The following is a 12,368-nucleotide window of genomic DNA, read 5'->3' on the forward strand; positions in this document are numbered from 1 at the left end:
CCGACCCGGGGCGCCCCCGACCGACGAAGATCGAACGATGCCAGTGGAGGACGTCCCCGTGGACCAGGTCGGCCCCTACCGACTCGTCGCGACCCTCGGGAAGGGCGGCATGGGCGTCGTCCACCGGGCGGTCGACGACGCCGGCCGCGAAGTGGCCCTCAAGGTCGTACGAGGCGAATACGCCGAGGACACGACCTTCCGGCGGCGGCTGGCCCGCGAGGTCGACACGATGCGGCGGGTACGCAGCCCGTACGTCGCCGAGGTCCTCGACGCCGACGTCGCCGCCGAACGCCCCTACATCGTCACCCGCTTCATCGACGGCCACCCGCTCGACGGCGTCGTCCGCGCCGCCGGCCCGCTGTCCGGCGGCCCGCTGGCGCGCGTGGCGATCGGCCTGGCCGAGGCGCTGACCGCCATCCACGAGGCGGGCGTCGTCCACCGGGACCTCAAGCCGAACAACGTCATGATGGTCGACGGGGCCCCGGTCGTCATCGACTTCGGCATCGCCCACGCGGTGGACGCCGCCCGGCTCACCCGGACCGGGCTGGTCGTCGGCACGCCCGGTTACATCGGCCCGGAACTGTTCGACGGCAAGGCGCCGGGCCCCGCCGTCGACGTGTACGGCTGGGCGGCGACCGTCGCGTACGCCGCGACCGGGCGCGCACCGTACGGCGGCGGATCGTTGGAGGCGGTACTCGCCCGCATCCTGTCCGGAAACCCCGATCTGGACGGCGTGCCGCCCTCCCTCGTGCCGCTGCTGCGCACGGCCCTCGCCCGCGAACCGGAGGCCCGGCCGCCGGCTGCGGAGCTCGCGGCCCGGGTCCGCGCGCTCGATCTCGGCGCCCCGCCGTCCATCGCCGCGACGGCGCTCAGCCCCGCCGTCGACGCGGCCGGCCCCACCGGGTCGCCGCCGGGCTCCCGGCCCGCCGGCCCCCTCGGCGCGCCGCCGGACTCCGGGTCCTCTGACCCCGCGGGTGCGCCGCCGGGCCCCGGCCCCTCCGATCCCTCCGGTGCGCCGCCGGACTCCGGGTCCTCCGGCGCCGCCGGTGCGCCGCCGCGCCCTGCGTCCTCCGATCCCTCCGGGGCGTCGCCGGGCTCCGGGCCTTCCGGTGCCGCGGCGGCGGGCGGTCCCCGGCCCCCGGCGAGCCCGGCTCCGGGGACGGTCCCGCCGAGCGCCGCGCCGCGCGTGGCGCTCGGCTGGTACAAGCTGCTCGCCTACCTGGCGATCGTCACGGCCGTGGCGGCCTGTGCCGTGGCCCCCGTCGTCGGCCCGCCCCTCGTGGTGGTGGCCGCCTGGTACCTGCGGGCGGGGGACTCCGCCGTCCGATCCCGCCGGGTGCCGGTGCGCGGCGTCCAGGACCTGATCCTGGTGCCCTTCCGCGTGCCGCGGGCGCTGGGCCGGTCGACCGGAGCGCTGGTGCCCGCCCTGCTCTACGCGGCGGTGGCGGCGGGGGTGACCGCCTTGGCGCTGCTCCTCTGGACCGTCTCGCGCGCCGTGTACTGGCCGGACGCCGTCATCCGGTGGAGCGCGGCGGCGTTCGCGTGGGTGACGCTCGCCGGACCCGGGGTCATGGGGCCGCGCCGCCAGTCGGTCCGGCTGCTGTCGGCGGCCGCCCAGAGCCGGCTGCGGACCGCGTCGGTGGGCCTGTGCCTCGCCGGGATCACCGCGCTGGTGGGCGCGGCCGGGTTGCTGCTGCGCCCGCGGTGGTGGCCCATCGGCGACCGGGCCGGGACCATCGTCGATCTCACGGACACGATCGCCAGGCTCCTGCACCAGTGACGCGCGGCGCGTCGGCCGCGTCGCGCCGGATGCACCTTCGCGGCGCGGTAGTGTGGCACCGCCTTCACGTCCGCCCGATGCGGGACCCCAGCGACTTTCCGAGGAGGGAACGGCGTTCCCCTCCGGCCCGTCGGCCGGAGCACGCGCCGCGCACCGATGACGTGGGATGAGACATCCGGCGCGATCTCCGACCCGCCGCTGGCGGCCGAGGAGACCGTCGACGCCGTCGTCGAGGGCTGGTCACGGCTCTTCACGTACCTCGTCGTCGCCAGCGTGTTCGGGGTCGCCGTCATCACGCCGTTCTTCGGGCTCCTGCTGGCGCTGGCGGGCGCGTCCTACCTGCGGGCCGGGGAGCTTCACGCGCGGCGGCACGCCGCCACACCGTTGCGGCTGACGGTCGGCCCGCTGACCGCGCCGCTGGACCTCATCCGGGGTGCCGCCGGGACGCTGCTCACCGTGCCGTACGCCGCCGTGTTCGCCGTCGCCGTGCCGATGGCGATCATGGCCGCGGCGGCCGTCGACGTCCAGGTCGCCCCGCTCGTCGCGGCCGCCTGGGGTGCCGGGGCCGCGGCGTACGTCCTGCTGGCCGCGCCGGGCGTCCGGGCGCCGCGCCGGCACCTCGTCCAGGTCTTCACCGTGCTCGCGTACGGCCCGCGCCGGATCGCGGTCATCGGAGCGATCCTGTGCGTGGTGACCCTCGCCGTCCTGGCCGCCGCGATCGTGCTCCGGCCGACCTTCGCCCCGATGTACGAGCTGGAGAACTCCATCGCCCAGGAGCTCTCCCGGTTCCAGGACTCGATCCAGCAGCGCGTGTCGTGACCGGGGGCCGGCCGGGCCGAACATTTACGATCATGCGGTAGCCCGTCGACCGCGGAACCCCCCATGACGTCCCTGCGTGAGAGTCTCGGCCCCTACCGGCTCCTGGAGGAGATCGGTGTCGGCGGCATGGGCGAGGTGCACCTCGCGCTGGCCCCGGACGGCGGCACGGTCGCCGTCAAGATCCTGCACCCCGCCGTCGCCCGCGACCCGCTCGCCCGCCGCCGCCTCGAGCGTGAGGTCGCGACGATGCGCCGGGTCCGCAGCCCGTACGTCGCCGAGGTGGTCGACGCGGACTTCACCGGGCGTCGTCCGTACGTCGTCACGCGATACATCCAGGGTCGCTCCCTCGACCTGCGGGTACGCCGCGAGGGCCCGCTCCGGGGCGGGGCGCTGCCGGCGGTGGCGCGCGGGCTGGCGCGGGCGCTGCACGTGATCCATGCGGCCGGGGTCGTGCACCGTGACCTCAAACCGGCCAACGTGATCCTCGTCGACCGCGACCCGGTCGTCATCGACTTCGGCCTCGCGCACGTGCTCGACGCGACCCGGCTGACGCGCACGGGCACGGCGATCGGCACGCCCGGCTATCTGGCGCCGGAGGTCCTCGACGGGGAGCGGGCCGGGCCGGCCGCCGACGTCTTCTCCTGGGCGGGGACGGTCGCGTTCGCGGCCACCGGCCGCGCGCCGTACGGGCCAGGGCCCGCGCAGGCGATCTTCTCCCGCGTGCTGCGGGGACGGCACGACCTTCGCGGCATCTCGGGCGACCTGCGGGAGATGCTCGAGGCCGCGCTGGCGATCGACCCGGAGGTGCGCCCCGGGACCGGTGACCTCCTGGAGGCGCTCGCCGTACGGAACCGCCCGCGGCCGGCCGCGGTACCGCGCCGGCCCCGTGCGGTCGCCGCTCCTCCGGACGCTCGCTCCGCGCGGGACGCTTCGCCGGGCCGGGATGCTCTGACGGCCGGAGACGCGGTGCCGGCCCCGGAGGCCCCGGCGGCGTTGGACGCTCCCGCCGCGCCCGGGGATGAGCCGGCCGGTCCGGCGGCGGGCGGTGCCGTGGGTCCTGAGGACGCGCCGCCGGGGGACGAGGCGGGCGCCGGTGAGCGGCGCCGCGGCCTGCCGATGCGCCTGCTGCGCGGGACGGCGGCGCTCGCCGTGCCGGCGGCCTGCTACGCCCTGCCGGTCCTGGCCGTCGCGACGATCCTGTCGGCGTGCGCCGCCGGCTACGCGTGGGACGCGGTGGCGCGCGCCCGCCGCCGGGCGGCGTCCCGGGCCGGCCGGCTGGCCCGCCTGGGGTCGGTCCTCGCCGCCTCCGTCACGGTTCCGGCGCAGACGGTGGTCCGGCTGGTGGCGCTCGTCGTCGCGATGGTGGTCGGGTACGGCGCGGTGCTGGGGATCACCTGGTGGTCGGTCGTGCCGCGTGAGCGGGCCCTCGCGCTGCCCCTCGGAGTGCTCATGGTGGTGGCGGCGGTCGTCCGCGCGCGTTATGGCCGGGAGCGCCGTCCGGCCCGGCTGGTCCTGGCGGTCCTGGCCGCCGGAGCGCTGGCGCTGGCGGTCGTCGGGATCCCGTTCCCGGCGTGGTGGCCGGTTACCGCACCCTGAAGCGGGTAGACGGACTTTGCGCAGTCGCTACCCGTGGGTAACATCGGGTGCGACGCGAGGAGACGCCCCGGGGCCGAACCACTTTCGGGTGTTTGGCAGGCTTGGGGCGTCCAACGCGTCAGCCCGCGTCGCCCGCGAGGACGGCGCCCGTCGTGCCGGAGGAGCGCGTAGATGAAGTGTGCAGGGAGGGCGGACACCATATGAACATCGTCGTCTGCGTGAAGCAGGTTCCCGACACGGCGACCGAACGGAAGCTGCGGTCCGACGACAAGACCCTCGACCGCGAGGCGGCCGACGGCGTCATCAACGAACTCGACGAGTACGCCGTCGAGGAGGCCTTGACCATCAAGGAGGCCCACGGCGGTGAGGTGACCGTCCTCACCATGGGCCCGGAGAAGGCCTCGGAGTCGATCCGCAAGGCCCTGGCCATGGGCGCGGACAAGGCCGTTCACCTCTCGGACGAGGCGCTGCACGGTTCGGACGCGCTGTCGACCTCGTACGCGCTCGCGCAGGTGCTCAAGAAGATCGGCTTCGACATCGTCCTCCTCGGCTCGGAGTCGACCGACGCCCGGACGGGCATGCTGGCCGCAATGCTGTCCGAGCGGCTCGGCGTACCCCAGGTGACGCTGGCCAACAAGGTCGAGATCGACGGGTCCTCGCTCAAGGCACAGCGGCTCACCGACTACGGCTTCGACCGCGTCGAGGCGAGCCTGCCGGCCGTCGTCAGCGTCGTCGAGAAGATCAACGAGCCGCGCTACCCCTCCTTCAAGGGGATCATGGCGGCGAAGAAGAAGCCGGTCGAGAAGCTCGCCGTCGCCGACGCCGAGATCGACGCCGCCAAGGTCGGGCTCGCCGGGGCCTCGACCGAGGTCGTCGACTTCGCGGACGCGCCGCCGCGCGAGAAGGGCCAGATCGTCAAGGACGAGGGCGACGGCGGCGTGAAGGTCGCCGAGTTCCTCGCGTCCAAGAAGTTCATCTGAGAGGCGGGGAAATGCCGGAGATTCTCGTCCTCGTCGACCATGTCGACGGGGAGGTCAAGAAGGTCACCTTCGAGCTGCTGACACTCGCGCGCCGGCACGGTGACGCCGCGGCGGTATGGGTCGGCCCGGGCTACGAGGGCGCCAAGGACAAGCTCGCCGAGTACGGCGCGGCCAAGGTCTACGTCGCCGCCGACGAGGAGCTGACCTCCTACGTCGTCGCGCCGAAGGCCGAGCTGCTGGCGCAGCTCGTCGCCGAGAAGTCCCCGGCGGCGGTCCTCGTCGCCGCGACGGGCGAGGGTAAGGAGATCGCGGGGCGGCTCGCGGTCAAGACCGGGTCCGGCGTGCTCACCGACGTCGTCGACGTCGCCGACGGCTTCGTCGGCGAGCACTCCATCTTCGGTGGCGCGATCGTCACGCACGCCAAGGTGGCGACGGGCACGCCGATCATCGCGGTGCGCCCGAACTCCACCGCCGCCGAGGCCGCGCCGTCGACGCCGGCCGAGGAGCAGGTGTCGGTGACGCTGTCCGACGCGGCCAAGGCCGCCAAGGTCGTCGAGAAGGTCGTCCAGGAGAAGGGCGAGCGCCCCGAGCTGACCGAGGCCGCGATCGTCGTCTCCGGCGGCCGGGGTGTCGGCGGCGCCGACAACTTCAAGCTCATCGAGGAGCTGGCCGACTCGCTCGGCGCGGCCGTCGGCGCCTCGCGCGCCGCGACCGACGCCGGCTGGTACCCCCATTCCTTCCAGGTGGGCCAGACCGGCAAGACGGTGTCGCCGCAGCTGTACATCGCGGTCGGCATCTCCGGCGCCATCCAGCACCGAGCGGGCATGCAGACCTCCAAGACGATCGTCGCGATCAACAAGGACCCGGACGCGCCGATCTTCGAGCTGGTCGACTACGGCATCGTGGGTGACCTGTTCCAGGTCGCCCCACAGCTGACCGAGGAGATCACCAAGCGCAAGTGACCTCGCGCACGGCGACGCCCCGGCGGAATCACCGCCGGGGCGTCGCCGTGTCCGGGGAGCGAGCGATGACGGGCGGAGCACCCTTTCCCGCGTCGGCGGTGTCGTGTCACCGGAGCCTGGTGGGCGTCCCCTCGCTCTCGTGCCAGAGGCGGTCGAGGGCGGTGACGACGTAGACGTACGCCCTGCCCGGCTCGGCGGCGCCGTCGGTGAAGGACGTACCGCCGGTCACGGCGATCCGGTGGGCCTCGTCGGGGGCGCACCCGGTGGCCGGGCCGTCGAACCGGTAGACGGCGTATCGCGCGGCCCCGCGGGCCGGGCGCCAGGTGATCGCGGAGCCCTCGATCGCTGGCCGCGGCCGGTGCGGAGCGTGGCCGCCGAGCCGTGGCATGAGCGGCCCCAGCGCCGGGCGGGCGTAGTGGTCGGCGACCATCCGGCTCACCGCGCCGAGCCGGTCGGCGTTCATGTCCTTGGCGCTGAAGTGGATGTCCCCGGCGACCTGGGGGTACGCCCGGTCGAACGTGAGGTGCCGGGACAGCTCGGCCGGGTCCTGCCAGGGCGCGGCCTGCCCGGCGGCGCCCTCCCGGTAGTCGGCCTGGCCGATGTAGAGCTGCACGCCGGTGCCGTCGACCTGGCGGGCCCACCAGGGGACGAGTTTCGCGTAGTCGGCCACCGTGAAGCCGATGTACCAGTAGATCTGCGGCGCGAGGTAGTCGATCCACCGCTTCCTCACCCAGCCGCGGGTGTCGGCCGAGATCGCGGTGTAGGACTCCAGGCCGTTCGTGTCCGAGCCCCGGGGGTCGGAGCTCTTGTTGCGCCAGATGCCGAACGGGCTGATCCCGAACTTCACCCACGGCTTCAGCGCGTGGATCCGGCGGTCCATCTCCCGTACGAGCAGGTCGATGTTGTGGCGCCGCCAGGACGCCTTGTCCGCGAACCCGGAGCCGTACCTGGCGTACGTGGCGTCGTCGGGGAAGTCCGCGGTGCCGCTGGGGTAGGGATAGAAGTAGTCGTCGAAGTGGACGCCGTCGATGTCGTAGCGGCGCACGGCGTCGAGCATCGCCCGTTCGGCGAAGTGGCGGACGTCGGGGATGCCGGGGTCGTAGTAGAGCTTGCCCGCGTACGGGTGGACCCAGTCCGGGTGGCGCCGGGCGGGGTGGCCGGGGGAGAGCAGGCCCGGATCGGCCTTCATCGCCACCCGGTAGGGGTTCATCCACGCGTGGAACTCCAGGCCGCGCGCGTGCGCCTCCCGTACGAGGAAGGCGAGCGGGTCGTACCCCGGGTCCCTGCCCTGGGTACCGGTGAGGTACTGCGACCACGGTTCGTACGGCGAGGGCCAGAACGCGTCGGCGGTCGGCCGCACCTGCACGAACACCGCGTTCAGATGGCGGGCCACCGCGTTGTCCAGCAGGCGGACGTACTCCGCCTGCTGCCGGGCGGCGGGCAGTCCGGGGGCGGACGGCCAGTCGAGGTTGGTGACGGAGGCGATCCACACGCCCCGCAGCTGCCGGCCGGCGGTGGCCGGGGCGGCGCAGGGCGTGGTACGGGCGCCGGCGGGGGTGGTGAGCGGCCCGGCGGCGAGGGCGGCGCCGAGCAGGGCGGCGGTGGCGAGAGACAGGACGCGGCGAACGATCACGAGGCTCTCCTCAGGGTCTTGAAGAGAACTTACGATCATCGCCTAGATGATGTAAATCATTCACCGCTCCGTCGTGGCGGCCCGCCGTTCCTCATCGGCGGGCGCCCCTGCCGCGCCGGGCCGCCGGGCTGCCGGGCCGCCGGTCCGTTCAGGCCGCGAGCCGTACGGCCTCGGGCTCCACCTCGGGCTCACTCGCCACCACCAGGAGACGGCGCGCCGGGACGAACCGGGCACTGGCCGCGATCAGCAGCGCGAGGACGACCGCGAGGCCGAGCCCGACCCGCAGCGAGGCGGCGTCGGCCAGGAAGCCGATCACCACGGGACCCAGGACGAGACCGCCGTACCCCATCGCGCCGACCTGGCCCACCGCCGCGGCGGACCGGCCGGGCACGACCGAGCCCGCCACCGAGATGGTCGTCGGCACCACGGTGCAGACCATCAGCCCGGCCAGCCCGAATCCGGCCAGCGCGAACGGCGTCGCCGGAGCGAGGACCACGATCGAGACGGCGACCGCCGTGCCCAGCCCCGCGTACGTCAGCATCCGGCGGGTGCCCAGCCGGGAGCGGACGCGGTCGCCGACGAGCCGCCCGCCGAGCATGGCGGCCTCGAAGAGCGGGTACGCCAGGGCGGCGACCGACTGGGTGGCGCCGAGTTCATGGTTGAGGAACAGCCCGCTCCAGTCCGCGATCGTGCCCTCCATCATGAAGGCGACGAACGCCAGCGTGCCGATGAGGTAGACGACGAGCGGCAGCCGCGCGCGGCCCCGGCCGGTGGCGGCGGGCGCCCGGTCGTCGATGTACGTGCGGCCCAGGACGAGGGTCAGGGGAAGGGCGATGATCGCCCCGCCGACGAGTGTCTCGCCGAAGGACAGCCCGGCGGAGGCGCTGAAGGAGCCGAGCAGGCCCCCGGAGATGCCGCCGGCGCACCATCCGGCGTGCATGCCGTTCATCACCGGCCGCTGGTAGGAACGTTCCACGGCGCTGCCCTGGGCGTTCATCCCGATGTCGGTCAGGCCGAACGTCATGCCGAACAAAGCGACCGCGACGAACAGCAGCGGCCGGGTGGGGGCAAGCCCGACCAGCGCCACGCTGACCGCCGTCAGCGGCGCCGCGACCCGCAGGACGGCCGTGCCGCCGAGCCGCGCCATGACGCCCCGCAGCCCCTGCATCGCGATGATCGCGCCGATCCCCCAGACGAGGATGGCCATCCCGACGTCGCCCTCCCTCATCCCGAACTTGTCCGCGAGGGCCGGCGTCCGTGACACCCAGACTCCGCAGAGCATGCCGGCCAGGGCGAACGTCAGCACGGTGCCCAGGCGGGCCCGGACGAGGACGCGAGACGTCATGATTTCACCTCTTTCTTTTTTGCCGTGGTGCGCACGGAAGGACCGGCGCCCGTGATGGGCGCCGGTGTGGTCGGTCGTGGTGGTCGGCCGCTAGAGCGAGCCGAGCAGCCGTTCGCGCAGCGTCTCGAGCTGCGCCTCGTCGTAGAGGCCGGGGTCGTGCATCGCGACCTCCCACAGCCCCTCGGCGGCCAGCCGCGCGATCCGCGCGGCGACCGGATCCGGATCGTCGGCAGGGTCCCGGTCGTGCCAGCGGTGCATCGCCTCGCGGATCTGGGCGAGCAGGGCCGGGTCGGCCGCCGCCGCGCTGACCGTCGCCCACCGTCGCAGCAGCCGCGACTGGTCGCGGTCCATGACGACGGCGAAGTTGGCCTCGACGAACGCCCGGGTGTACGACCCGGGGCCGCCGGTCTCGTACGAGGCGATCAGCGCGTCGAACTCCTCGATCAGCCGCTCCACCAGCCCTCTGATCAGGGCCTCCTTGTTCGGGAAGTGGTAGAGCAGCCCGCCCTTGCTGACCTGGGCGCGCTCGGCGACCGCGGACAGCGTGAGCGCCTGGGTCCCCTGCTCGCACAGCAGGGCCTCGGCGGCATCGAGGAGGGCATCGCGTTTCATGACACTCGTACTATACCGTCCGGACGGTACAGTTATTCCCGTTCCGGACAGACCGGGCGATCAGGGACGCGAGGTCGCGTGCCGTGTCGTCGTTCAGCGGGGCGTGCCGGAACAGCAGGCGGTACCAGAGCACGCCGTACACCATGTCCTGCAGCAGGACGAGATCCGTGCCGGCGGGGATCTCCCCACGCGCGACGGCGTGGTCCAGCACCTCGCTCAGCGCCGCCCGCCGGCCGGCCAGGAACCGGTCACGGAAGACGTCGGCGAACTCCCGGTCGAGCAGCGACTGGGCCAGCAGGCCCATCAGCACGGGTCCCTCCGACCCCTGCATCCCGAACGTGTGACGGAGGAAGACGTCCAGGTCGGCTCCGAGGTCGCCCTCGTCGGGGATCGGGATCCCCTCCGCCGCCACATTGAGCAGCGAGTCCAGCGCGACTTCCGCCTTGGACCGCCACCATCGGTAGATCGTCTGCTTGCCGACCCCGGCGCGTGCCGCGATGCGCTCCATCGTCAGCCCGCCGTAACCGTGTTCGACGAGTTCGTCATGCGTCGCCTCGAGGATCGCCAGCCGGGCCGCCTCGCTGCGCGGGCGGCCGGGGCGCCGGGTGCCGTCGGCCATGCCCCAACTTTACAAGACGGTCAGTCTCGGAATAGATTTCGAGACGAAGCGTCTAGAAATTGGAGCCATGATGCGCGTTGTCGTGCTGGGCGGTACGTCGGGAATCGGCCGGGCGATCGCCGAGAGTTGTGCCGCGGACGGTGACGAGGTCCTCGTGACCGGGCGTGACCCGGAGAAGCTGAGGACCGTCGCGGAGAAGGTGGCCGTGGCCGAGGCCGTGGACGGACGTTCGGCGGAGGACGTCCGGGCGTTCTTCGCACGCCACGGCCGGTTCGACCACCTGGTCCTCGCGCTGAGCAGCGCGAGTGGCGCGGGCACCCTGCGGGACCTGAAGATGGACGACCTGCGGGCGGGCTTCGAGGGCAAGCTGTTCCCGCACCTCACCGCCGCGCAGGCGGCCCTCGACACGATCGCCGGGGACGGCTCGATCACGTTCATCACCGCCGCCAGCGCCCAGGGCTCCATACCCGGCACCGCGGGCCTGGCGGCGATCAACGGTGCGCTGGAGCGGGCCGTGCCGCCGCTGGCCGCCGAACTCGCGCCGATCCGCGTCAACGCGGTCTCGCCCGGCGTGATCGACACCCCCTGGTGGTCCGCGATCCCCGAGGCGCAGCGGCGCGAGCAGTTCGCCGCGTTCGCCGAGCAGACGCCCGTCCGCCGCGTCGGCCGTCCCGAGGACGTCGCCGGCACGGTCCGCTTCCTCATGAGCGCCGGCTTCGTCACCGGACGAGTGATCACCTGCGACGGCGGCCTGACCCTCTGACCCCGGCGGCCCGCGACCGTACGGGCCGGCCTCCGCCCCGCCGCCGTGGCCCGCCGGCGGCGGCGCGGATAGGCTGGGGCCGCCATGGTGTACCTGGATCACGCGGCGACCACGCCGATGCTGCCCGAGGCGGTCGAGGCGATGACCGCCGAGCTCGCGCGCATCGGCAACCCCTCCTCGCTGCACGCCTCCGGTCGCCGGGCGCGGCGCGTCGTCGAGGAGTCCCGCGAGGTCATCGCGGAGTCGCTCGGCGCCCGGCCGAGCGAGGTCGTCTTCACCAGCGGTGGCACGGAGGCCGACAACCTCGCGCTCAAGGGCATCTTCTGGACCCGCCGGAGCGCCGCCCCCGCCCGGACCCGCGTGCTGGTCAGCGCCATCGAGCACCACGCCGTCCTCGACTCGGCACAGTGGCTCGCCGGCCACGAGGGCGCGACGGTCGAGCACCTGCCCGTCGACGCCGACGGCCGGGTCCGGCCCGACACCCTGCGCGCCGCCATCGACCGCGACCCCGGCACCGTCGCGGTCGTCAGCGTCATGTGGGCCAACAACGAGATCGGCACGGTCCAGCCGATCGCCGAGCTGGCCGCGATCGCCCGCGAGCACGGCATCCCGTTCCACACCGACGCCGTTCAGGCCGTCGCACAGCTTCCCGTCACCTTCGCCACGGACGCGATGACCGTCACCGGGCACAAGATCGGCGGGCCGGTCGGGGCCGGTGCCCTGCTGCTCGCCAAAGGGCTCGACCCCGTTCCCGTCCTGCACGGCGGCGGCCAGGAGCGCGACGTGCGGTCCGGCACCCTGGACGCCGCCGCGATCGCCGGGCTCGCCGCCGCGATGCGCCTCGCCGTCTCCCGGCGGGCCGCCGAAGCGGAACGCCTGGCGAGGCTCCGCGACGACCTCATCGCCCGGGTCCGCCAGGCCGTACCCGACGTCGTGCTCAACGGCGACCCCGACGACCGGCTCCCCGGCAACGCCCACCTGTCCTTCCCCGGCTGCGAGGGCGACGCGCTGCTGATGCTGCTCGACGCCCGGGAGGTCGAGTGCTCGACCGGGTCGGCGTGCTCGGCCGGCGTCGCCGAACCCAGCCACGTGCTCCTCGCGATGGGCGCGGACCTGCCGCGGGCGCGCGGCTCACTGCGGTTCTCCCTCGGCCACACGAGCACGCAGGCCGACGTCGACGCCGTCGTCGAGGCCATCGCCCCCGTCGTCGAGCGCGCCCGCCGCGCCGGCGCCGCCTGACCGCGCCGCACCGGGCCACG

General features: G+C 74.0%; 11 protein-coding genes. 7 read left to right on the forward strand and 4 right to left on the reverse strand.

Translation table 11 applies throughout. The annotated features are described in order from the left end of the window. The first annotated feature begins 37 nt into the window (after nucleotides 1-37). From NE235_RS24345 to NE235_RS24365, 5 genes are all read left to right on the forward strand, one after another. A complete protein-coding gene (locus NE235_RS24345) occupies nucleotides 38-1,780 on the forward strand; it encodes a serine/threonine-protein kinase (protein ID WP_252806838.1) in 1,743 nt (580 codons plus the stop codon). 156 nt (nucleotides 1,781-1,936) lie between these two features. Further along, nucleotides 1,937-2,599: a hypothetical protein gene (locus tag NE235_RS24350; protein WP_252806840.1), complete on the forward strand. Its 663-nt coding sequence runs from the start codon at nucleotides 1,937-1,939 to the stop codon at nucleotides 2,597-2,599. A gap of 63 nt (nucleotides 2,600-2,662) precedes the next feature. Further along, entirely contained in the window at nucleotides 2,663-4,195 is a 1,533-nt protein-coding gene (locus tag NE235_RS24355; protein WP_252806842.1) for a serine/threonine-protein kinase, read from the forward strand. Between the two features lie 200 nt (nucleotides 4,196-4,395). Next, nucleotides 4,396-5,175, forward strand: a complete 780-nt coding sequence (locus NE235_RS24360; protein WP_252806844.1) for an electron transfer flavoprotein subunit beta/FixA family protein — start codon at nucleotides 4,396-4,398, stop codon at nucleotides 5,173-5,175. 11 nt (nucleotides 5,176-5,186) lie between these two features. After that, complete coding sequence (locus NE235_RS24365) at nucleotides 5,187-6,137, forward strand: electron transfer flavoprotein subunit alpha/FixB family protein (RefSeq protein WP_252806846.1); 951 nt, start codon at nucleotides 5,187-5,189, stop codon at nucleotides 6,135-6,137. A 106-nt stretch (nucleotides 6,138-6,243) separates the two neighbouring features. On the opposite strand, the gene NE235_RS24370 is transcribed toward NE235_RS24365, so the two are convergent. The 4 genes from NE235_RS24370 to NE235_RS24385 form a co-directional block, all read right to left on the reverse strand. Then, the gene (locus NE235_RS24370; RefSeq protein ID WP_252806848.1) at nucleotides 6,244-7,770 is read right to left on the reverse strand and encodes a glycoside hydrolase family 10 protein; all 1,527 of its coding nucleotides are present in this window, start codon (nucleotides 7,768-7,770) and stop codon (nucleotides 6,244-6,246) included. Nucleotides 7,771-7,918: 148 nt separating this feature from the next. After that, the gene (locus tag NE235_RS24375; RefSeq protein ID WP_252806850.1) at nucleotides 7,919-9,115 is read right to left on the reverse strand and encodes an MFS transporter; all 1,197 of its coding nucleotides are present in this window, start codon (nucleotides 9,113-9,115) and stop codon (nucleotides 7,919-7,921) included. A gap of 90 nt (nucleotides 9,116-9,205) precedes the next feature. Continuing rightward, a complete protein-coding gene (locus NE235_RS24380) occupies nucleotides 9,206-9,727 on the reverse strand; it encodes a TetR/AcrR family transcriptional regulator (protein WP_252806852.1) in 522 nt (173 codons plus the stop codon). Between the two features lie 10 nt (nucleotides 9,728-9,737). Further along, entirely contained in the window at nucleotides 9,738-10,346 is a 609-nt protein-coding gene (locus NE235_RS24385; RefSeq protein WP_252806854.1) for a TetR/AcrR family transcriptional regulator, read from the reverse strand. 67 nt (nucleotides 10,347-10,413) lie between these two features. On the opposite strand from NE235_RS24385, the gene NE235_RS24390 reads away from it, so the two are divergent. Both NE235_RS24390 and NE235_RS24395 read left to right on the forward strand, forming a co-directional pair. Next, nucleotides 10,414-11,109 carry an SDR family oxidoreductase gene (locus NE235_RS24390; RefSeq protein ID WP_252806856.1) on the forward strand — a complete coding sequence of 232 codons (696 nt, stop codon included), beginning with the start codon at nucleotides 10,414-10,416 and terminating at the stop codon, nucleotides 11,107-11,109. A gap of 84 nt (nucleotides 11,110-11,193) precedes the next feature. Next, nucleotides 11,194-12,348, forward strand: coding sequence for a cysteine desulfurase family protein (locus NE235_RS24395; protein WP_252806858.1), 1,155 nt, complete (start codon nucleotides 11,194-11,196; stop codon nucleotides 12,346-12,348). Nucleotides 12,349-12,368 lie beyond the last annotated feature (20 nt).

This window comes from Actinoallomurus spadix, from assembly GCF_024055725.1.
In the GTDB taxonomy this organism is placed as follows: Bacteria; Actinomycetota; Actinomycetes; order Streptosporangiales; family Streptosporangiaceae; genus Actinoallomurus; species Actinoallomurus spadix.